21 protein-coding genes are annotated in these 23580 nt (G+C 30.4%); 18 read left to right on the forward strand and 3 right to left on the reverse strand.

Annotation, left to right across the window (positions count from 1 at the left end; all coding sequences use genetic code 11):
* Positions 1-7: 7 nt before the first annotated feature.
* On the reverse strand, positions 8-2641 hold the full coding sequence (locus WH52_RS03760; protein WP_086029886.1) for a TonB-dependent receptor: 2634 nt from the start codon (positions 2639-2641) through the stop codon (positions 8-10).
* 212 nt (positions 2642-2853) lie between these two features.
* On the opposite strand from WH52_RS03760, the gene WH52_RS03765 reads away from it, so the two are divergent.
* The 16 genes from WH52_RS03765 to WH52_RS03840 all read left to right on the forward strand — a co-directional run bounded on the left by WH52_RS03765 (position 2854) and on the right by WH52_RS03840 (position 20311).
* Positions 2854-3843, forward strand: coding sequence for an AAA family ATPase (locus WH52_RS03765; RefSeq protein WP_086029597.1), 990 nt, complete (start codon positions 2854-2856; stop codon positions 3841-3843).
* Positions 3844-3929: 86 nt separating this feature from the next.
* Positions 3930-4259, forward strand: coding sequence for a hypothetical protein (locus WH52_RS03770; protein ID WP_086029598.1), 330 nt, complete (start codon positions 3930-3932; stop codon positions 4257-4259).
* Between the two features lie 3 nt (positions 4260-4262).
* A complete protein-coding gene (locus tag WH52_RS03775; protein WP_086029599.1) occupies positions 4263-5129 on the forward strand; it encodes a DUF58 domain-containing protein in 867 nt (288 codons plus the stop codon).
* A 25-nt stretch (positions 5130-5154) separates the two neighbouring features.
* Positions 5155-6069: a hypothetical protein gene (locus WH52_RS03780; protein WP_086029600.1), complete on the forward strand. Its 915-nt coding sequence runs from the start codon at positions 5155-5157 to the stop codon at positions 6067-6069.
* Positions 6059-7063, forward strand: a complete 1005-nt coding sequence (locus tag WH52_RS03785) for a vWA domain-containing protein (protein WP_086029601.1) — start codon at positions 6059-6061, stop codon at positions 7061-7063. The genes WH52_RS03780 and WH52_RS03785 overlap by 11 nt, the downstream gene beginning before the upstream one ends.
* A gap of 5 nt (positions 7064-7068) precedes the next feature.
* Positions 7069-8109: a VWA domain-containing protein gene (locus tag WH52_RS03790; protein WP_086029602.1), complete on the forward strand. Its 1041-nt coding sequence runs from the start codon at positions 7069-7071 to the stop codon at positions 8107-8109.
* A gap of 12 nt (positions 8110-8121) precedes the next feature.
* Positions 8122-8931, forward strand: a complete 810-nt coding sequence (locus WH52_RS03795) for a tetratricopeptide repeat protein (protein WP_086029603.1) — start codon at positions 8122-8124, stop codon at positions 8929-8931.
* 79 nt (positions 8932-9010) lie between these two features.
* On the forward strand, positions 9011-10777 hold the full coding sequence (locus WH52_RS03800; RefSeq protein WP_086029604.1) for a BatD family protein: 1767 nt from the start codon (positions 9011-9013) through the stop codon (positions 10775-10777).
* The gene (locus WH52_RS03805) at positions 10777-11529 is read left to right on the forward strand and encodes an SH3 domain-containing protein (protein WP_086029605.1); all 753 of its coding nucleotides are present in this window, start codon (positions 10777-10779) and stop codon (positions 11527-11529) included. Before WH52_RS03800 ends, WH52_RS03805 begins: the two co-directional genes overlap by 1 nt.
* 65 nt (positions 11530-11594) lie before the next feature.
* Positions 11595-11888: a hypothetical protein gene (locus tag WH52_RS03810; RefSeq protein ID WP_086029606.1), complete on the forward strand. Its 294-nt coding sequence runs from the start codon at positions 11595-11597 to the stop codon at positions 11886-11888.
* Between the two features lie 113 nt (positions 11889-12001).
* Positions 12002-13522, forward strand: a complete 1521-nt coding sequence (locus WH52_RS03815; RefSeq protein ID WP_086029607.1) for a SulP family inorganic anion transporter — start codon at positions 12002-12004, stop codon at positions 13520-13522.
* Between the two features lie 133 nt (positions 13523-13655).
* The gene (locus tag WH52_RS03820) at positions 13656-15521 is read left to right on the forward strand and encodes a SulP family inorganic anion transporter (protein WP_086029608.1); all 1866 of its coding nucleotides are present in this window, start codon (positions 13656-13658) and stop codon (positions 15519-15521) included.
* A gap of 20 nt (positions 15522-15541) precedes the next feature.
* Positions 15542-16171 carry a carbonic anhydrase family protein gene (locus tag WH52_RS03825; RefSeq protein WP_086029609.1) on the forward strand — a complete coding sequence of 210 codons (630 nt, stop codon included), beginning with the start codon at positions 15542-15544 and terminating at the stop codon, positions 16169-16171.
* Positions 16172-16498: 327 nt separating this feature from the next.
* The gene (locus WH52_RS03830) at positions 16499-16807 is read left to right on the forward strand and encodes a hypothetical protein (RefSeq protein WP_143592043.1); all 309 of its coding nucleotides are present in this window, start codon (positions 16499-16501) and stop codon (positions 16805-16807) included.
* Positions 16808-16877: 70 nt separating this feature from the next.
* The gene (locus WH52_RS03835; protein WP_086029611.1) at positions 16878-17642 is read left to right on the forward strand and encodes a GLPGLI family protein; all 765 of its coding nucleotides are present in this window, start codon (positions 16878-16880) and stop codon (positions 17640-17642) included.
* Positions 17618-20311: a carboxypeptidase-like regulatory domain-containing protein gene (locus WH52_RS03840; protein WP_086029612.1), complete on the forward strand. Its 2694-nt coding sequence runs from the start codon at positions 17618-17620 to the stop codon at positions 20309-20311. The genes WH52_RS03835 and WH52_RS03840 overlap by 25 nt, the downstream gene beginning before the upstream one ends.
* A gap of 24 nt (positions 20312-20335) precedes the next feature.
* Here WH52_RS03840 and WH52_RS03845 read toward each other — a convergent pair whose 3' ends face one another.
* Positions 20336-20857 (reverse strand): CvpA family protein, encoded by a 522-nt coding sequence (locus WH52_RS03845; protein ID WP_086029613.1) that lies wholly within the window; start codon positions 20855-20857, stop codon positions 20336-20338.
* 67 nt (positions 20858-20924) lie between these two features.
* Between WH52_RS03845 and WH52_RS03850 the strand changes: the two genes are divergently transcribed.
* Positions 20925-21281, forward strand: coding sequence for a hypothetical protein (locus WH52_RS03850; protein WP_086029614.1), 357 nt, complete (start codon positions 20925-20927; stop codon positions 21279-21281).
* Here the strand turns inward: WH52_RS03850 and WH52_RS03855 are convergent.
* Positions 21274-22068, reverse strand: coding sequence for an SDR family oxidoreductase (locus WH52_RS03855; RefSeq protein ID WP_086029615.1), 795 nt, complete (start codon positions 22066-22068; stop codon positions 21274-21276). The two genes, WH52_RS03850 and WH52_RS03855, sit on opposite strands and share 8 nt — an antisense overlap.
* Before the next feature lie 127 nt (positions 22069-22195).
* Between WH52_RS03855 and WH52_RS03860 the strand changes: the two genes are divergently transcribed.
* On the forward strand, positions 22196-23572 hold the full coding sequence (locus WH52_RS03860; RefSeq protein ID WP_086029616.1) for a TlpA family protein disulfide reductase: 1377 nt from the start codon (positions 22196-22198) through the stop codon (positions 23570-23572).
* Positions 23573-23580 lie beyond the last annotated feature (8 nt).

The raw sequence follows: 23580 nt of genomic DNA on the forward strand, positions 1-23580 counted from the left end.
TGTTTCATTAAAATTTAAACGTAAGTCCTGCTTTAAAAGAAGTACCGTTAAACCCGAATTGATTCACTTCCCAAGGATATCTAAACCTTCCTCCTAAATCGGTAACTGGATCTCCAAAAGTATTTATCTCATCAGGAAAAACATCAAATAAGTTATTTACCTGAATTCTAGCAGAAATAACTTTAGAAAACTCATAACCTAAAGATAAATCAGTAACTATTTTACCTGAGAAAGTTTGATCTTTTCCTGGGTCAGATGCATGCAACCAAGTTACTTCTCCAAAGTATGTATTATTAAGGTTTGCTGTAAACTTGTTTATTTTATAATCTAAGCCTAATAAATATTTCATATTTGGTCTTGCGCTAACAATTCTAGATTGTTCTTTACGGTTAAATATCTTATTCTTATAATTACTAAGTTGAGTAGGAGTTTTCACTGTTCCTTCTAACTCTGTTCTGTTAAGGTTTAATGCTGAATTAATTCCTAATTTACCTCCCGCAAAATCAATGTTTTTCAAACGCATCGTGTAATCTAAACCTTGAGTAACTGTATTAGCTGCATTAATAAAGAATTTGATACTTGTTACTGAGTTGTTTGTTAAAATTTGTTGTACCGCAGCATTTACATTTCCGTTATCATCAGTCGCTCCTATTTCTCCACTAAAAACAACTCTATCTTCAACTTTTACATTATAATAATCTAATGAGATTGTAAAATCTTTTGAAGCTTTAATAGTTAAACCAGCAGAAATATTTTTTGAAGTTTCAGCAAATAATGATGCCACACCTAAGTCTTGAGTAACTTGACTCACATTATTAAAAGTTCCTTGATTTGAGATTGTCCCTCCAGAAACTAATGTTTGTACGTTACTTAAATATACCTGATGTAATGATGGAGCCCTAAAACCAGTGCTATAAGATGCCCTTAACACACCTGTTTCAGCTATTTTATATCTTGAATTTATCTTCCATGAAGTGTTTCCTCCAAAATCTGAATAATTTTCATATCGAACTGCACCTCCAATTAAAAAATCATCGGAAATATCCCAATCTAAAGTACCATAAGCACCGATATTGGTTCTTGTTTCATTTAATGCATTACCTGGCTGTAACCCAGGAAAAGATTGAGCTCCTGGAGAATATTGATTACCATTAGGGTCTAATTGAGGCCCTTGTACATAAGAAGCCTCTTCCCCTGCAGTTACTTTAAATCTTTCTTGTCTTCCTTCTAAACCTAAACCTATACTCACATCTCCAAAAGAACGATTAACATCAAAATTTCCAATAATATTACTAAAAGAATAGGCTCCAGCATCAAAAGAAGTTGGACTATTAGCTCCCAAACTTTGACTAATAGTATTCCCTATAGTATAATCAACAGAGTTCCCTCCGTAAGAAACACTTGCATCTGCATTAAACTCACCCAACTTAAACTTTGAACCAGCTGTGAATAAGACATCTGTAATATCAGTTTCAAACGTTGGTTGAAAACCATTATACGTTGCTCCTTGAGGTGTCAATAATCCGAAGTCTGTAGTTACCCAATAAGGGGTTCTGTAAAGTGCAAAACTTTTACCTTTTCTTAAATTAAATCCTCCAAAAGCATACAACTTAGTATTATCATTTAAAGGATACTCTGCATTCACAAATAAATCTCCTTTAGTCATTTGTGGTTGACCAATAATCATCCCTAAATCAGGGTTATCTTTTGTCCATTGATTATTCACCCCAAATAAATCATCTTTTCCTGGCTCACCCGCTCTGTCTGTATAATCTTGGTGACTAAATCCTAAAGTTGTATTTACAAAACCACCTTCTCCAAAAGTAAAAGTATGATTTACGTCTGCATCAACATTAAACCCATCTCCTCTTGAAGTAACCCCAGAATTTGCATTTACTTGGGTAAAGCTTACATCTTTTTTTAAGATAATATTGATAACCCCAGCCACTGCATCTGAACCGTATTGAGCAGAAGCACCATCTCTAAGAACTTCAACTCTTTCTATAGCTGCAGTTGGTATACTTTTCATATCTACCCCTACTTCACCTTTTCCTGGAGTATCATTTACATAAACCAATGCACTTTGATTTTTACGTTTTCCGTTAATTAAAACTAATGTTCTACTTGGTCCTAAACCTCTTAAATCTGCAGGGTCGAAATGCGCAGTAGCATCAGAAACTGTTTGATTTGTAGAGTTATATGATGGCACTGTAAATGTTAACATTTGATCAATACTAGTTTGTCCAGTAGCTTGTAATTCTGCAACACCAATATTATCAATAGGGACTGCAGAATCTAATATTGTTCTCGGCTTAGAACGATTACCTGTTAAAACAACTTCGTCTAAAACATTTCCTTCTTTTAAAACAATAGTAAATGAAGAAGTATCACTTACTGTTTTCTCTATGGTATTAAACCCTACAGATGAAAACACAATAGTGGTAGGTATACTTTTTACTTGCAGTTCAAAATCCCCCTCATTATTTGTAGTAGTTCCGTTAGATGTATCTTTTTCAAGTACATTTACATAAGGTATTGGCTCACCACTTTCATCGGTAACCTTACCTTTAATTTTCTGAGCATTTATAGTAAATGCTAGCATTAAAAAACTGAATAAAAAAATTTTAGTTTTAAAATTCATAATATCATTTTTATGGTTAGTTACTAACAATAATAACAATTATCCTCCTAAAAACCTTATAAACAAACCATTAAATACTAAAAAATAGTACAATCACTGTATTAACAATATTTTAAAAGAATTCCTTTTTTGGTTTAACCTTACTTTAACAAGAGTTATTTTCTTATTATTGTAGCTTTGTTTCACTAAAAATCTAACGCATAATATCAACTATGGAAGTAGATGTAAGAGCAATAAATGAAAAGATAGAAAGAGAAAGTGCTTTTGTTGACCTATTGGTTAACGAAATGAACAAAGTAATTGTTGGTCAAAAATACATGATTGAACGATTATTAATTGGTTTACTAGGAAATGGGCACATTCTACTTGAAGGTGTGCCAGGTTTAGCAAAAACACTTGCTATTAATACATTATCAAAAGCTGTACAAGGAAGTTTTAGCAGAGTTCAGTTTACCCCAGATTTATTACCTGCAGATGTTGTAGGAACAATGATTTATAACATGAAGGACAACGATTTTTCTATTAAGAAAGGCCCTATTTTTGCAAACTTCGTATTGGCAGATGAGATTAACCGTGCCCCAGCAAAAGTTCAATCTGCTTTACTTGAAGCGATGCAAGAGCGTCAAATTACTATTGGTGATGAAACTTTTAAGTTAGACGAACCTTTTTTAGTAATGGCAACTCAAAACCCTGTGGAGCAAGAAGGAACCTATCCTTTACCAGAAGCTCAAGTAGACCGTTTTATGCTTAAAACTGTAATTGATTATCCAAAAATAGAGGACGAGCAAATTATAATGCGTGCAAACTTAAACGGAAGTTTTGGAAAAGTAAATCCTGTAATTTCTATCGACCAAATAATTAAAGCACGTGAAGCTGTAAATGAAGTATACATGGATGAAAAAATTGAAAAATACATCCTAGATATTATTTTTGCTACTCGTTATCCAGAAAGATACAATTTAGAAAAATTGCAACCGTTAATTAGCTTTGGATCTTCTCCTCGTGGAAGTATTGCTTTAGCAAAAGCTGCAAAATGTTACGCATTTATTAAACGTCGTGGATATGTAATTCCAGAAGATGTAAGAGCTGTAGTTTACGATGTTCTTCGTCATAGAATAGGAATTACCTACGAAGCAGAAGCAGAAAATGTTTCTTCTATAGACATTATTAACTCTATAATAAATGAAGTAGAGGTTCCATAAAAACAACAATAAAAAATCATTGTTAGCTAACCAAACAACACACGCTCGAAAAAGAAGAAAATCGTCAACCCCTTAATCTAGCTATAATGACATTCAAATTAACAACGTACAAAACCCTAACAGGTACAAAGAAAATTTTAGAATTACCAAGAAAGAAAAACACTGAAGCTATCATTTATCAAGATGACAAACCTGCTTTTCATGTAGATTGTTTTGATTTACAAACAGAATCAAACTTACAAATGAATAGTTTGGTCTTAGCTCAAAAGAGAAACATTGTAGAAGTAATCGAAGAGATTGGCAAAAAGAACAATGTAAATTTATCTATTAAAGAAAAACCTTTTTTAGCAATAGAAAAAGAAAGTAAGCTTACTGAGGTGGAATTACCTCCATTACCAGAAGCATGGTTAAACTAACACATGGATACAAAAGAATTACTCAAAAAAGTACGTAAAATAGAGATTAAGACAAGACGATTGTCTAATCATATTTTTGGCGGAGAATACCACTCTACTTTTAAAGGTAGAGGTATGACCTTTTCTGAGGTTCGACAATATCAATTTGGCGATGACATTCGAGCTATAGACTGGAATGTCACTGCCAGATATAACGAACCTTATGTAAAAGTTTTTGAGGAAGAACGTGAACTTACCATGATGTTAATGGTAGATGTTTCTGGTTCAGAATTCTTTGGAACTACCAATCAACTTAAAAAAGACACTGTTACTGAAATTGCTGCAACTTTAGCGTTTTCAGCAATTCAAAATAACGATAAAGTTGGTTTAATTCTTTTTTCAGATGATATTGAATTATTCATTCCTCCTAAAAAAGGAAAAAGTCATGTGCTTAGAATTATTCGAGAGCTGATTGAATTTCAACCAAAAAGTAAACAAACTGACGTTGCACAAGCATTTAAGTTTTTATCGAACGTAATGAAAAAGAAAGCCATTGTTTTTATGCTTTCTGATTTTATGGACGATGATTACGAACAAACCTTAAAACTTGTAGGCAACAAGCACGATGTAACCGGAATTCGTATTTACGACAAACACGATGAAGAAATTCCAAATTTAGGAATGGTTCCAATGCTCGATGCAGAAACAGGTGAAGTTAACTTAGTAAATACAAGTTCTAAATCTGTAAGAACTCAATACAAAGCCAACGCACTTCGATTAGCAGATTATTTCCATAATGCTTTTAAAAGAAGTGGAGCTGGTACAATCAACACAAGAGTTGATGAAAGTTATGTAAAAAAACTTTTAGGGTATTTTAAACAAAAAGGTTAAATCTATTCGATTGAACGTAACATTTATGAAACAAAGATTACTATACTTTTTTCTATTACTATCGGCTATTTCTTTTGCGCAAAACTCTTTAGTTAAAGCAGAATTAGACACGACGAACATTCGCATTGGAGAACAGTTTCAACTTAAAATCTCTGTGAATGAAACTCAAAATGTTATTATTCCAAAACTTGAAGGACTTCAAGGACTTGAAGTTATAGACACCTTAAAAACAGATACGCTAAAAAATAAACTTGTAAAAAAATTCATTTTAACTGGTTTTGATAGCGGTGCTTTTTATATTCCTCAACAACAAATATTTGTTAAAAATCAAGCGTATCTCACAGATAGTTTATTAGTAAATGTAGCTACCGTAGCTATTGACACTACTAAAGTTAAAAAATTTCCTATTAAAGGAATTAAAGGAGAACCTTATCAATTCGATGATTTTAAATCGTACATCTATTGGGCAATCGGAATCCTAGTTCTTATTGCTGCTTTATTATATTTCTTCGTATTTAAAAAGAAAAAAGAAACAGAAGAAATCATAGTAGAACCTGCACTTCCTCCATACGAAGAAGCTATGAGTAAGTTTAAAGAACTAGATAAAAAACTTCTTTGGCAAAACAATAAGGTTAAAAAATATTATAGTGAGTTAACAGGAATTATTCGTCACTACATAGAACGTGAGCTTTCTGTTCCTGCTTTAGAAAGTACTACCGATGAATTAATGGAAACATTGAATGATCTGGAAGAGACTTCATCAATAGAAACAAATAAAGAAACTCTAAAAAGGTTAAAAGCGCTATTACAAGAAGCAGATTTAGTGAAATTTGCAAAATCGAAGCCTTTATCTCATGAAATAGAAGAAGATAGAAAAGATGCAGAACAGGTAGTAAATAATTTGAAACCAAAACAAATTGTAGAAGAAAATGCTGAATAATTTTGAATTTCATAGTCCAGAATTTTTATGGTTATTAGCACTAATACCCTTATTAGCCTTTTGGAATTTTTACACTCGCAAAAAAGATAGTGCTCAATTAAAAATGTCGAGTACTAAAGGTTTCAAGATAAAAGGAAACATATTACCTAAATTAAAACCGCTCTTATATATACTTCGCTTAGCAGCTATTTCCTTTTTAATTATTGGATTGGCTAGACCTAGAAACGTAGCAGTAAGTAAAAAAACAAAAGCAAATCGCGGAATTGATATCGTAATGGCAATCGATGTTTCTGCAAGTATGTTAGCAAAAGATTTAAAACCTAACCGATTAGAAGCCTTAAAAAGAGTAGCTACTAACTTCGTAGAAAGACGACCTAACGATCGTATCGGAATTGTAGTTTATGCTGGTGAAAGCTTCACTCAAACCCCAATTACCAGTGATAAATCTATTGTAAAAAGAACCATTTCTGATATTAAATGGGGACAATTAGATGGTGGTACTGCTATTGGAATGGGATTAGGATCAGCAGTAAACAGACTAAAAGAAAGTAAAGCAAAAAGTAAAGTTATTATTCTTTTGACAGATGGAGTTAATAATGCTGGATTTGTAGACCCTAAAACAGCTACCGAACTTGCTAAAGGAAATAATATTAAAGTATATACTATTGGAATTGGAACTAATGGAATGGCACCTTTTCCTTGGGCAAAAGATCCTAGAACTGGACAAATTTCATTCAGAAATCAAAAAGTAGAAATTGATGAAGCATTACTAAAACATATTGCTTCAGAAACTGAAGGAAAATACTTTAGAGCCACAAATAACTCAAAATTAAAAGCTATTTATGACGAGATAGATAAGCTTGAAAAAACAAAAATAGAAGAGTTCAAATATTATAATTACACCGAAAAGTATCGTTTTTGGGTATTTTTAGCTGGTTTATTACTGTTATTAGAATTCACTTTAAAAAACACCTTATTTAAAAGCTTTATATAATTATTATGTATAAACTTGAAGAACCTATATATTTTTATCTATTAGCAATTATTCCTTTTTTAATTGTTGTTTTCTTATTGGTTTTATGGTGGAAAAAACGCACGCAAAAAAAGTTTGCCAATGCCGATTTATTAAAAAAGCTGGCACCAAATAGTTCTGTTTTTAAATCAGTATTAAAACTTACTTTTTTAATCATCGGTTTATTCTTTTTAATCATTGCTTTGGTAAATCCCAAAATGGGAACCAAACTTAAAACTGTAAAAAGAGAAGGTGTTGATGTTGTTTTTGCGTTAGATGTTTCTAAAAGTATGCTTGCCGAAGATATTGCCCCTAACAGACTTGAAAAGGCAAAACAAATCATTTCAAAAATTATTGACAAGTTAGGAAGCGACAGAGTTGGAATTATTATTTATGCTGGTAATGCGTACCCTTTATTACCCATTACTACTGATCATGCAGCAGCAAAAATGTTTCTTCAAAATGCAACCCCAGATATGGTTTCAAGTCAAGGAACAGCCATAAACGAAGCCTTAGATTTAACCAAAACTTATTATAATAATGATGAGCAAACCAACAAATTTCTTATCATTATTTCAGATGGTGAAGATCATCAAGAAGAAACAAAACAAATTGCTCAGAATATTGCTAACGAAGGTGTAAAAGTATATACAATTGGGGTGGGAACTGAAAAAGGAGGACCAATTCCAATTAAACTAAATGATGCTTTAATTGGTTATAAAAAAGATCGTAAAGGAGAAACGGTTATTACACAAAGAAAACCATCGGTATTACAAAGTATTGCTGAAATTGGAAACGGCACATACATTGATGGTAATAAAACAGAAAAACCCGTTAAAACTATAGAAAAAATTATTGGAAATGCACAAAAAAGCGAGTTTGAAACTAAACAGTTTTCAGATTACAAAGATCAGTTTCAATGGTTTTTAGCTATCGGTTTATTTTTCTTAATCATTGATATTTTCTTCTTAGAAAGAAAAACGAAATGGGTTAGGAAAGTAGATTTATTTAATGAAGAAGATAAATAAAAGAAGCCCTAAATGAAGTTTACATACAAAATCATATTATTTCTCTTATTTATAACTGTAAATGTAACTGCACAAATAGATACTTTAAAGCTTCAAAGAGAAGCTCGTGCATTACTTAGAGAAGGAAATAAATTATACAACAAACAAAAGTTTGGAGATGCCGCTATTGCTTATAGAAAAGCTTTAGGTAAAGACAGTAAGTATGACAAAGCTAGTTATAACTACGGAAATGCTTTGTACCAAGATAAAAACTATAAAGAGTCTATTGCTCAATACGAGTTAACCACAAAAACTTCTAAAGATAAGTTTGCTAAAGCTGAAGCGTATCATAATATTGGCAATGCTTTAATGGAGCAAAAACAATATCAACAAGCAGTAGAAGCTTATAAAAATTCGTTAAGAAATAATCCGAAAGACGACGAAACAAGGTATAACTTGGCAGTTGCTCAAAAAGAAGCTAAAAAACAACAGCAAAATCAAAAGAACAACAAAGACAAGAATAAAAAAGACCAAAAAAACAAGGATAAGAATAAAGAACAAGATAAAAAGAACGACAAAAATAAAGATCAGAAAGACGGAAACGATAAAGATAAAAAAGATCAAAAGAAGGATCCGAAAGACGATCAAAACCAAAATAAAAACAAGCCTAACGATCAAAAGAAAGATCAACAGAACAAGCCTAAACCTCAACAAGGGAAAATGAGTCCTGAACAAATTAAGCAGTTGTTAGAAAGCTTAAATAATGAGGAGAAAAAAACGCAAAAGAAAATGAATGCAAAAAAGGCTAAAGGCAGAAAAGTTAAACAAGAAAAAGATTGGTAAAATATTCACATTTCTTTAAAAGAAATGACACTGGTTTAGCTTATAAAAATTACTATTTTTACGCGATTAGAAATTACGAATGAAGTTTAAACTATACATAACTATATTATTCAGCTTTTTTAGCTTTTTTATAACTGCGCAAAAAAAAACAACCTTTACAACTACAGTTAGTAAAAACAAGCTAGGTGTAAATCAGCGTTTAAAAGTAGATTTTATAATTAATAAACGAGGAGCTGATAATTTTAAAGAACCAAGCTTCAAAAACTTTAATGTAGTTGGGGGGCCAAGTCAAGCTGTAAGCCAATCGTATGTTAATGGTAAATTTTCATATTCAAAATCATATTCTTTTATTCTTCAACCTAAAAAAAGAGGTGAATTAACAATTGCTCCTGCTTCTATAGAAATAGATGGAAAAACTTTAAATTCTAACCCTGTTAAGGTTATTGTATTAAAAGCTGTTGATATTCCTAAAAATCCAAACGACCCAAATTACATTGCTCAACAAAACATTCATTTAGTAGCAGAGGCTTCAAAATCGAGCCCTTATGTTGGTGAAGGTATTTATGTAGAATATCGCCTGTACTTTAGTGAAAATGTAGGTATTTACGATTCTTCTATTACCGAAGCTCCGCAGTACAATGGTTTTTGGAATCAGGAGATTAAACAAAATAGATTACAAGCAAAAATTGGAACGTATAATGGAGAACGTTACCGCTATGCTGTGTTACATAAATCATTATTAATTCCAACAAAATCAGGAAAATTAACGATTGACCCAATGAAAATGGATATTTTGGTTGATGTTCCTACTGGTCGTGCCGATTTCTTTGGAAATGCCATTACAAGAAGAGTTCGCAAGCAATTTTCTTCTGCTAAAAAAATTATTCGAGCACAAGAATTACCATTAGCTAATAAGCCTGAAAGTTTTAATGGAGCCGTTGGTGAATTTGATTTTAATGTTGATTTAAGTAAAAACACTTTAAAAGCAAATGAATCTTCTCAAATTAAAGTTGCTGTTAGCGGTAAAGGAAATTTAAAATTATTCGAATTACCTAAAATAGAGACTCCGAAAGAACTTGAGGTTTACCAACCAGAAAGAAAAGAAAAAGTAACTATTTCTGCTAGCGGTTTAAGAGGTAGTGTTACTGATAGTTATACGGTTGTCCCTGAGTTTAAAGGAAAATACAAAATACCAAAAGTTAGTTTTTCTTATTTCAACCCGAAAACAAAAGAATATAAAACTATTACTACTGAAGATTTATATGTTGATGTTTTACAAGGAAAAGAGTTAAACACAAATTCTGATGCAAATTCGGTTGTAAAACAAGATGTAAAAGTTACAGGTACTAATTTTAGATATATTCAGAACAGCACTTCTTTTGAAACTCAAGAAAAATCTGATTTCTTTAAATCTACACCTTTTTATATTCTTTTATTGTTACCACTTTTAGCAATACCTGTAGGGATTTTTGTTCATAAAAAACAAGAAGAAAAAGCTGGAGATGTATTAGGGAACAAACTAAGAAAAGCAGACAAACTAGCTAAGAAATATTTATCAGAAGCTCAAAAACAACTAGGTAATAAAGAGGCTTTTTATGAAGCATTAGAAAGGGCTCTACATAATTATTTAAAAGCGAAACTAGGTGTTGAAACTTCTGAAATTAGTAGAGAAAAAATAACAGAATTACTTAAAAATAAAAATATTGACACTACTACAATCAATAGTTTCATTGATGTATTAAACGATTGTGATTTTGCACGTTATACTCCGATAGACAACGTACAAATGAATCAAGAATACGAAAAGGCAAAACAAGTAATAACTCAAATAGATAAGCAATTATAATGAAGAAGATTATTATAGTATTACTATTGTTTATTTCTAGCATATCGAATGCTCAAAATGCTGATGCAGTATTTTCAAACGCTAATGCATTATACAAAGAAGGTAAGTACAGTGAAGCTATTAAATTGTATGAAGAAGTAATCGATCAAAACAAAGTATCATCAGAGTTATATTATAATTTAGGAAATGCTTATTACAAATTAAATAAAGTAGCTCCTTCTATTTATTATTACGAAAAAGCAATTCAATTAGCCCCATTGAATGAAGATGCTCAGAATAACTTAATATTCGCAAAACGATTAACACTAGATAGAATTGAAGAATTACCAAAATCGGTTTTTCAAAAATTCAACGAAAACTATTTGCAAAAGTTAACCTATAATAGTTGGGCAGTTGTAACTGTTTTATTTTCTTTTTTAGCAGGAATACTTTTCTTACTGTTTTATTTTGCTTTAGAGCCTTCAAAAAAACGATTGTATTTTGTAACCAGCATGCTTTCGTTTTTATTACTAATCGTTACATTAAGTATTACATTTACTCAATACAGTGACGCACAAAAAAACATACAGGCTATAATTTTTTCTGAAGAAGTTTCTGTAAACAATGCTCCTACTGCTAACTCAGAAGAAGTATTTACTTTACACGAAGGAACCAAAGTCAAAGTTTTAGATAGCGTTGATGATTGGAAAAAAATAAAATTAGCAGATGGTAAAATTGGATGGATGAAAGCCAATTCCTTGAAAATTTTATAATTTTTTGACTTTCTTTAACATCATCACTAATTTTTTAATGTTACATTTGTTTTTTTCTGAAAAGAATGAACAAACCACTCTTTACATACTTTTTAGCTTTTGTACTGTTAGCAAGTGTTGCAGTACCTTCTTATATTAGTATTACAGAAGAAGTATGTGAAACCTCATTAGTCTTAGATATTGAAGATGAAAATGACAGTGAAAATTCTAAAGAAGCTGAATTTAAAATAGTTCCTTTATCTTTTGAATTTTCTTCAACTTATACACTAGCATTCGGTTTTCAAAAAAACATATACAAATCAACTCAATACGATTCTATTTATAGAAAGTTAGAATCTCCTCCTCCTGAATTTAGTTAATCTAAAAAATCTACCTATAGTGTTTTGTTTCACAAGGCACTCTAAATCATTATTATATATTTTTTTAACTATATAACCACTAAACAAAGTGGTTACAAAGATTTTATTTGACTATGTTCAAAACAATTAAAAACGATTTACCCGCAAGTATCGTAGTATTTTTCGTCGCATTACCATTATGTTTAGGTATTGCATTAGCCAGTGGAGCTCCATTATTTTCTGGATTAATTGCCGGAATCGTAGGTGGTGTTGTAGTAGGAAGTATTAGTGGCTCTAAAATTGGAGTTAGTGGTCCTGCAGCTGGTTTAGCAGCAATAGTATTAGTAGCTATTCAAGATTTAGGTTTTGAAACCTTTTTAGTTGCTGTAGTTTTAGCTGGAGTATTTCAAATCCTTTTAGGATTAGTTAAAGCTGGTGTTATTGGATATTATTTCCCATCATCAGTTATTAAAGGTATGTTAACAGGTATTGGTATTATTATCTTTATGAAACAAATTCCTTTTTTCTTCGGATTTGACGGAAAGTTAAAAGACCTTTTTACTAATTTCGGAGCTATCGAAATGGGATCTACTGTTTTAGGTATTGTTAGTTTAGCTATTTTATTACTTTGGAGTAGTGTATTAGCTAAAAAAGGTAAAATTTTCCAAATAGTACAAGGACCTATCGTAGTTGTAGTTTTGGGTGTTATTTATTATTTACTTACTAAAGACACAAGTTTAAATATTGCTGGTAAAAATATTGTAAATGTTCCTAGCATAGACACCTATATAAACGATTTCAAGCTTCCTAATTTTGCAGAAATCACAAATCCTAAAGTACTATTAACTGCCTTTACTATTGGTTTAGTAGCAAGTTTAGAAACTTTATTATGTGTTGAGGCAACAGATAAACTAGACCCTCATAAAAATGTAACTCCAACTAACAGAGAATTATTTGCTCAAGGAGCTGGGAATATTGTTTCTGGTTTAATTGGTGGTTTACCTGTAACTCAGGTAATTGTTCGTAGTTCTGCTAACATTAACTCAGGAGGTAGAACAAAATTATCAGCAATTATTCATGGTTTCCTTTTAATAGTGGCAGTGGTATTAGTACCAAACTTAATGAACTTAATTCCATTAGCTGTATTAGCTGCTGTGTTATTAATAGTAGGTTATAAGCTAGCAAAACCTTCATTATTTAAGAAAATGTACGAGTTAGGTTGGCAACAATTTTTACCATTTATAGTAACTGTAGTTGGTATTGTTGGTTTAGATTTATTAAAAGGAATTGCTTTAGGTTTAGTTGTAGGTATTGTTGTTATCTTAATTAAAAGTTATAGAAACTCTCACTTTTTACACAAAGAGGATAAAAGTAATGGAGAGCAAAAAATGAAAATGACTTTGGCAGAAGAAGTTACTTTTATAAACAAAGGAACCATCTTGAAAGAATTAGATAGCTTACCTGAAAATTCTTATTTAGAATTAGATGTTAGAAAAACACGTTATTTAGATTATGATATTATTGAAATTCTTGAAGATTTTGCTTTAAAAGCTAAAGAAAGAAATATTAATATCAAATTATATTCAGAAAGAGGTATCGTTGAAAACCCTGAAAGCTTTATAGAGTTCTTCAAATTAAGACCAAAAACAGCTTAAAAAATAAGTAAAAGTGTTTGTGTGTTTTTTATGCAAACACTTTTAACAAAAACATAAAACACTAATAACCAGCAAAAAAAACTTATTAAAGCTTTAAAAAAATTAGTATTTTTAAGTACTAACTTTCTTTAATATGAAAAACTTATTTTCTAACATTCGTGGGGATATTTTTGGCGGTGTTACTGCCGGAATTGTTGCTTTGCCATTAGCCTTAGCTTTCGGTGTATCTTCTGGTTTAGGACCTAGCGCCGGTTTATATGGTGCCATTTTAATTGCCTTTTTTGCTGCTCTTTTTGGTGGAACAGACACTCAAATTTCTGGTCCAACTGCACCTATGACAGCAGTAAGTATGGTAGTTATTGCAACTATTATTGCTGCTAACGATGGAGACATCAACAAAGCAATGCCTATAATTTTAACGGTATTTCTATTAGCAGGTTTAATGCAAATTGGTTTAGGAGCCATCGGTTTAGGAAAATATATTCGATATATTCCTTATCCGGTTGTATCTGGATTTATGACTGCTATTGGGGTAATTATTTTGGTAACACAAATACTTCCATCGGTAGGATATTATGCTAAAGAAGATGCATCTTATGTAGAGAAATTTAAACCTTTAGCAGAAGAAATAATTTTAGAAAATATTTTAAAGGAAGAAGCTGAAGAAGGTATTTTAGTTTTAGAAGATTTTAAAGAAACTATAAAACGTGCTGAATTAATTACTCAAGAAGATATTCTTAACGAAAGTAAAACTCTTGCAGGCAAAGAAGCGTCTGGAGTGATTGGTACTTTTAATGTCTTACCAAGGGCTCTAAAAAATATTAATTGGTTAGAACTAGCTTTAGCGCTGGGAACCATATTTATAATTTACGGTTTTAAACGAATTACTACTGTAGTACCAAGTACATTGGTAGCTTTAGTGGTAATGACAGGTATAGCGGTAGCGTTTGGTTTAAACTATAGACCTATTGAGGAAATTCCTCAAGGATTTCCAGCACCAAATCTTGAAATTTTCACAGGTTTTAAACTCTCTAATATTACACCCTACTTTTTTACAGCATTAACCTTAGCGCTTTTAGGAGCCATCGATTCATTGCTTACTTCGGTAGTGGCAGATAATATGACTAAAACTAAACACAAACCCAACAAAGAATTAGTTGGACAAGGAATTGGTAATACTATTGCTGCTGTTTTTGGAGGAATCCCAGGTGCTGGTGCAACAATTAGAACCGTTGTTAACATCAATTCAGGAGGTAAAACCAAATTATCGGGTATGATAGCTGGTGTTATGCTTTTAATTATCCTGTTAGGATTAGGTCCAATCGCTTCTAAAATTCCTGCTGCTGTATTAGCTGGTATTTTAATTACCGTTGGTATTGGAGTAATGGATTATAAAGGACTAAAAGCAATACCTTCTTTGCCAAAAGACATTGAATTAGGGCCTATAAAACTAAGCTCAGAAGTATTAATTATGTTAGTGGTATTAGTGCTATCTACTTTTTGGAATTTAGTATACGCAGTAGGTATTGGTTTAATTATCGCTTCTTTAATGTTTATGAAGAAAATTGGTGATTTAACCGCAGAGCGTTCAGAAGTTTTAACTTTTGAAGAAGCATGGGATGACGAAGTAGACTTCCCTATAGAACTGAAAGAAGAAGTATTTATAAAGCATATTAAAGGACCTTTATTTTTCGGGTACACCAGTGATTTCCAAGCAATGACTAAACAAATTCCTAAAACTGCTACCACAGTTATTATGCGTTTAGATTTGATGCAATATATGGATCAATCTGGGTTATATGCGATGGAAGATATGATTCAAGATTTAAAATCAAACGGAACCCACGTTCAGGTATTATTTGTTGGCTTATTAAGACAACCACGCTATATGATGGAACGTATTGGTTTAATTCCAGATTTTATTCCTGAAGATCATATTTTTGAAACATTTAAAGAATGCCAAACTTGGGCAAAAGAAAATATAGAAGACATTTATTAAAAAAATAACTTAAAACAATTATGAGAAATACGGCAATTACAAAAGAAGTACAATTAGGTTTAACTGCAGATTCTGTATTGCAAGATTTATTAGAAGGTAACAATCGTTATGTAAACAATAACCTAACAGCTTCTAATGTTTCAGATTTAGTAGAACAAACAACAGGAGGTCAATTTCCTAAAGCAGTAATTTTATCTTGTATCGATTCTCGTGTACCAGTAGAAATGGTTTTCGATCAATCTATTGGAGATGTTTTTGTTGCTCGTGTAGCAGGAAACTTTGAGAACGTAGACATTTTAGGAAGTATGGAATACTCTTGTAAAGTTGCAGGAAGTAAATTAGTTTTAGTATTAGGGCACGAAAGCTGTGGAGCTGTTAAAGCTGCATGTGATGGTGTAGAGTTAGGTAACATTACTGCAATGTTAGACAATATTGTACCTGCTGTTAAAAAAGCATCTGAAGAAGTAGAAGGAGAAACTAATTCTTCTAACAGTGAATTTGTTGCTAAAACTGTTGAAAACAACGTGAAGTTAACTATGGACAGAATCCGTGAAAAGAGCCCTATTTTAGCTGAAATGGAGAAAAACGGAGAAATTCAAATCGTTGGTGGAGTATACTCTTTACAAAACGGAGAAGTTACAATGTTATAAAAACATCACTAACTTTTATAAAACAAAACTCCGAAGTTATTAGCTTCGGAGTTTTTGTTTTTTACACTGTAAATGTTAAAGAAAAATAGGGTTAACCCTATTTTAGTTAGGGTTAACCCTAATAAAGATTTAGGGTTAGTAGGTATTGTACAGCATACTCTCTCTTCTTAAATTTATTCCAAGTAAAAATTGCTATTCTTAAAACCTTATTGAAAACAAAATACTAGTCATTTGTTATTAAAGCTTTATCAGTCTAAGTAACTTTTACTTTTGGTCGAAAACTAACCACTCAAGACCTTAATGGAGTATTTAAAATTTTATATTATTATGAAAAAAGTAATATTTATCTTAGCTTTTATGCTAATGGGAACCTATGTATCTGCCAACACTCTAGAAATCCCAATTATTGACAACACAAAAACTGAACTTATTAAAAGTGATGTTAATGATGGTTTAAAAGTATCTATAAAAACAGTTATTGAAGTAGATATTTGTACTGTAACAGTTACTTATACGACATCTGACGGTGTAAGACATAGTGCTACCGCATCAAACAATAGAGGTGATTGTGGTAAAGCTGAAGCACTTGCTAATAAAACAGCATTGAAAATGGCACAAGATCATATTAGTAATTAATAAAATGAGCAGCCTTACATGGTGAGGCTGTTTATCTACTCCCCTTTTTGATATAAACTTTCTAAAAAAAATGAAAAAAACAATTCTACACCTATTTTTATACTTAGTAACATCATCTATTTTTAGCCAAAATTCATTAGAGGTACAATATGATGTTATCACAAATATTAGTCATTTATATAAAACTACTGGTGTTTTAAAGATCAGTAGTAACAAATCACACTATATAGTATTAAAAGCGAATAATGGATTTAAAAAAGATACTGAAAAAAGGATAAATGGAGAGTTACACATTACCCTTGCAGAATCTGACAATAGACCACAAGTTTATACTGATATTAATAAGAATTTATTACTATCTGGACGTAACAAAATAAAAATGCTTAAAGAACAATTACCTAAAATTAATTGGAAAATAACAGATGAATTTAAAAAAATAGGTGAGTATAAATGTCAAAAAGCAACAGGATATTTTAGAGGCAGAACCTATACCACTTGGTTTGCAAATAAAATACCAGTACCTTTTGGACCTTGGAAATTACAAGGATTACCTGGTTTAATAATTGAGGTTAAGGACAACAGAAAAGAAGTATACTTTAGGGCTACTAAAGTGAGTTTTAAAGATAATGTAACTATTAACAATTTTCCTGATGAAGAAAAAGCAATACCATTAAGAGAGTATATTGAAGTTATTCTTCCTAAGAAACAGAAAGAATTAATTTCAAAAATAAATGCACAGAACAGCGATAGAAACACCACTATAACCACAACATCTATTGACAAAAATTCTAAAAAAGAAAGAATCTACGAATGGGAAGAAAAAGTAAAACAATAGTAAACACACTACTTCCTATTTTATTCTTTTTCTTTATTAGCATATACGGTTTTTCACAAACCATAATTTCGGGTACTTTAAAAGACAGTAAGGATAATTTAATTATAGGTAATATTGTTTTAAAAGATAGTTTACTTAAAAGTTATATATCCTATACGTATTCAAACAACAAAGGTTATTATCAACTTAAATTAAATAAAAAAACAGGGAGTTTTAATTTAGTATTTTCTTCTTTAGGATATAAACCTAAAACAATTCCTATATCAATTAACAAAGAGCAAGATAATATTACTGTTAATGTAGTTTTACAAGATGATAATATTAGTTTAAATGAAGTTATTATAAAAGCAGAAAAAGCAGTTTTTATACAAAAAGACACTATCCGATTCAGAACAAAAGCATTTACGAACGGTACTGAACAGACGGTTGAAGATTTACTAAAAAAAATACCTGGATTAAATATTGATAATGAAGGAAAAATTAAGGTAGGCAACCAAGAAATAGAAAAATTAATGGTTGATGGTGATGATTTTTTTGAAAAAGGCTATAAAATACTTTCAAAAAATATGCCTGCACACCCAATAGAAGAAGTAGAAATATTGAAACACTTTTCTAATAATAGATTATTAAAAGGGGTGGAAAATAGTGATAAAGTAGCTTTAAATTTAAAACTTAATGAAAAAGCTAAACGTGTTTGGTTTGGTAACGTCAGTTTGGGTTATGGGTTGTTTTTTGAAAATCGTTATGAAACAAAAGCCAACCTTATGAACTTCGGAAAAAAGAATAAATACTTTTTTTTAACGAGTCTTAACAATACAGGTATAGATGTTACAGGTAATATAAATCACTTAATAAATCCTTTGCGTTATAACGAACCAGGAAGTATTGGCGATAATCAATCTACAAGTAATTTGTTAAATTTATCTATCTACAATTCATTTTTTGATAAAGGAAGAACCAATTTTAACAATACCGAATTGGCTTCATTAAATGCCATTTTTAATCCATCAAAAAAAATAAAAATAAAAGCACTAAGTTTTTTAAATTGGGATGAAAATAGCGACACTAAAACAAGTATTGATAATATAAACACTACCAATACTAGTTTTACTAATACTGAAAACAATATATTAAATAATAAAAGTACCATAGCTTTTGGTAAAGTTGATGTAATTTATAACATCAATAAAAATAAAATGTTGTCAGCAACAACCAAATATAAATATGGTGATTTTAATGACACTTCTAATTTAACTTTTAACGGATATAGTACCTCCGAAAATTTAAAACATCAAAATAATATTTTTGATCAAAAAATAATTTTTACAAATAGACTTTCTAAAAAAGCTGTTTATGTTACTACTGGTCGTTTTATCAACGAAAAATCACCTCAAAAATATAAAATAAATCAATTTTTATTTCAAGATTTATTTCCGAATTCTACCAATGCAAATAACATAAAACAATTAAGTGATAACGAAATGACATTTGCAGGTGTTAACACACACTTACTAACTAGAAAAAATAATGGCGATTTATTAGAAGTACAATTAGGAAATGAATATAGGAGTGATAAATTAAATACACAACTTACCTTATTAAACAACAATAATGTTATAAATATAACAGGTGCTTATAAAAACACTACACAATACAAGGTTAACAATACGTATTTAAAAGGTAAATATCATTTAAAAATAAAAAAAATGCGTCTTATTGGTGAATTAAATTTTCATAACCTTACTAATAACTTAAATGATATTACTCTTAACAAAAGTGAAAATTATTTTTATATAAATCCAAGTATTGGTTTTGATTGGGTAATAAACGATAGCAACAAAATAACCTCTTCTGTTTCATACAACACTACAAATGCTAAAATAGTTGATGTGTATAACAATTTTGCTTTAACAAGTTTCCGATCTTTCTCTAAAGGTACAGGTAACTTTAATCAGCTAAACGCATCAAGTGCAAATTTAAACTACTCTTTGGGTGATTATAATGATCGGTTTTTTGCTTATTTCAGCTTATTTTATACTAAAAATTATGATTTCTTTTCGAGCAATAGCTTAATTCAACAGAACTACACACAAACAGAAAAAATTGTAGTAAAAAATAGAGAATATATTAGTATAAACTCAAAAATAGATTATTATTTTAAATCAATAACTTCTAATCTTAAATTAGACATTGGATATATTAAAAGTGAATACAAAAACAGGGTAAATAATGCTGATTTACGAAAAGTAACCTCAAACAACTATAACTATGGTTTAAATTTGCGTTCTGGTTTTAGAGGTTTTTTTAATTATCATTTTGGTACTAAATGGAATACTGCTGCAATAAAACAATCTGGTTTTAAAACCTCAAACACAAACAACAAAAGTTTCTTAGACTTGTCTTTTGTTTTTAATGACAAGTTAAATGCAAATATAAAATCAGAACGCTACTATTTTGGCAATTTAAAGAAAGACAACACCTATTATTTCTTAGATTTTGAAGCAATATATCAAATTAAAAAAGACAAAATGTTACTAGAACTATCAGGAAGAAACCTTTTTAATACACAGAAATTCAAAAGCTTTTCAATTAGTGATATAGGAACATCTACAACCGAATATAGACTTTTACCAAGATTTGTTTTACTAAAACTAATTTATCGTTTTTAAAAACTTATTAACCTATTTTAATTTCTAAACCTCACTTTCATCTTCTTTCTTCTCAACCTCTTCTTCATCTTTAATTATAGAAGGAAAAATAGTCGGAGCAATTTTCTTCACTGGCTTATATAAAATAGACTCTCCTAAACTTTCTTGAGAAACAAACGGAATGGTATCGTTCATCTTTCCGAAGAAAATAAAAATAACACTTAATATTAATCCTATTTTTAAAGCTCCAAATACACCTCCTAAAATTTTGTTCAGAATTCCTAAAGAAGCAAAATCAGCAATCTTAGTTAAGATTTTACCTAGCAATGCAATTATCACAATAATAACCACAAATGTTGCTGCAAAAGCAGCTAACGAAACGTATTTCTCATCCCAATCTACACTGTCCTTTAACCAATCACCAATAAAATACGAAAAATGAATTGCACCATATACCCCAGCAACAAGAGCTACTAAAGAAGCTACCTCAACAAACAGCCCTTTCATTAATCCTCGAACAAAACCAAAAAGTAATAAAGCAGCAATTATAATATCAAATGTATTCATAGTTATTTAAGTCTTTCTGTGTAAATATACACAACTCCTCATTATCTTTGCGCTTTCAATATAAAATATGGATAAAGAAACTAGTTTAAAGGAAAAGTGGGATTTTTTAACCAAAGAATTATCTCAACAATTTGCAGAAGGTGATGAACTAACTATAGATGCTATTATCTACTTAATTGGTGTTCAAGAATTAGGACAAGGACGTCGTAGATTTAAAAAAGACGAAAAAGTAAATCTAATGCATATTGCTATTTGCAAGCTTTTAGAGCCTTACGGATATTATGAGTTTGATTTTTTTGATAACGATGGTTGGCCACACTATAAAACACTTACCGAGTTACCTAGTTTAAAACCTGGTGAGCAAACTGTGTTAATGAAAGAAGCTATTATTAATTATTTTGAAGCTCTTAACTTTTTTAAGTAACACTCAACTTTCTAATCATTATTGATAATAACTTAGGAAAAAAACGTTTTACATAAACTCCTAATTTTTCTTTAGCTCCAGCAATATAAACTTCCTCTTTCTTTTGTTTAATTGCTTTCAGCATTAATTTAGCAAAACGATCAGGGTCTATTCCATTTTGTGTTGCCTTATCCATTGAGTTTTGCGGAGATCCATCACCCGTTAATGCATTTTTTGAAACATTTGTTGTAACAAAACCTGGGCACACCAATGTTACAGCAATATTATCTTTAAAATGTTCTGCTCGAAGACTATCAAAAAACCCATGTAAAGCATGTTTAGTTGCAGCATAAGTTGATCGTAAAGGTGTTCCTATTTTACCAACAATACTTGTAGTAACAACATAATGACCCGATTTTTGAGCTATAAAATGAGGTAATAAAGCTTTAGTAAGTGCTACAGTTCCTAAATAATTAATATCCATCAAACGCTTATCAACTTCAATAGAAGTATCTTTTACTAAAGAACGTTGGCTAATTCCTCCGTTATTTACCAGAACATCAACATGACCAAAAAATGAAATAGCTTCTCGAGTTTTTCCTTCTAAGCTTGAATAATTTTCCAAATCTAGTGGCAAAATCTTCACGCTATTTGGATAAGCACAGAGTTGTTGAACTTCTTTCAATTTTTCTTCATTTCTTGATGATAATATTAGTTCAACATTATGCTTTGAAAGTTCAATAGCTAATGATTTTCCAATACCCGAAGAAGCACCTGTTATCCAAAAAACTGATTTTTCTAACTTCATTTTTTAAAATTTTCTCTGCAATGTACCTATTTTAAATTAGAAATATTAAATTTGGTACGTTTCTTGACTAGCTAACATAAAACCCTAGTTTTTAAACATAAATAATAACCCTTATCTTACTTACATTATGATAAAAAGATTACTTGCACTATTAGTATTTGCTACCACGGTTGTAAATGCTCAGTACACAGTTAAAGGAACAATGACCCCTCCAGATAAAGGTGATTGGGTTACTCTACACAAACTACAAGGTGTAAAACCTAAATTTATTACGCATTCAACCATAAAGTTTGATACTGTTTTAATTGGTGGAGAAAAGCAAGTTCTTGGTCGTTTTGCCTTACAATTACCAGAAAATGCTACCAAAGGAGAATATAGAGTTACCTATAGAAATAAAGGAGCTGGTTTTGTTGATTTTATTTTTAACAAAGAAGATGTAGAATTTATTTTCAATCCAAAATTCCCAGACGAATCTGTAGTTTTTACTCGCTCTAGAGAAAATAAAGTATTTAAAGATTACGAACAACAAACTCGTAAAATTCAAAAAGATATAGATTCTCTTCAGTTAGAGTACTTTAAAAACCCTACAAAAGACACTAAAAAAGCTTATAAAAAAGCAGTTGGTTTATTAGAAGATACTCAAGAAGCTTTTGATAATAAATCAGAAGGAATGTTAGTAAATAGCTATATTAAAGCTTCAGAACGTTATAACGACTCTGGTATTAACGATAACTTAGAAGAGTATGCGGCTGCTATTAAAGAGAATTACTTTAAAAACTTAGATTTTGAAAGTAAAGACTTATACAATTCTTCAATTTTTGTAGATAAGATTACAGATTATATTTTATTCTTAAACTTTTCTGATGATCAACCAACATTAAGAAAATTATATAAAGAATCAATTGATGTAGTAATGGATAAAATTTCTGAAGATCAATTGAAAAAAGATATTACTGAATACTTAATTACAACATTTACCGACAAAAGAGATTCTGAAATTGTAGATTGGTTATTTGCTAAGTATTATAGAAAATTACCTGCTGCAATGCAAGATGCTGCCTTTAAAAGAAAGAAGCTTGGTTTATTAACCGCTACTGTAGGTAGAGTTGCTCCTAACTTTTCTTGGAAAGAAGATGGAACAGAAAAAACTTTAGCAGGGTTAAATGATGGTCAAAAATACTTGTTAGTTTTCTGGAGCACATCATGCTCTCACTGTGTTAGAGAAATTCCTGAGTTACACAAAATCATAAAGAATGACGGAAATGTTTCTGTAGTTTCTTTTAGTATTGAAGAAAATGAGTTAGACTGGACAGAGTTTATTAAAAACTTACCTAATTGGCATAATGCTGTTGGAACACACCCAGATTACAAATTCGATAATGAAACTGTAAAAAAATACAACCTTTTAGGAACACCTACTTATTTTATATTAGATAGTAATAAAAAGATTATTGCAATGCCTGATGGTATTGAAGATGTTAAAAAATACTTTAACAAATCGTAAGTAGTAAA

Source organism: Tenacibaculum holothuriorum, assembly GCF_002120225.1.
Classification (GTDB): Bacteria; Bacteroidota; Bacteroidia; order Flavobacteriales; family Flavobacteriaceae; genus Polaribacter; species Polaribacter holothuriorum.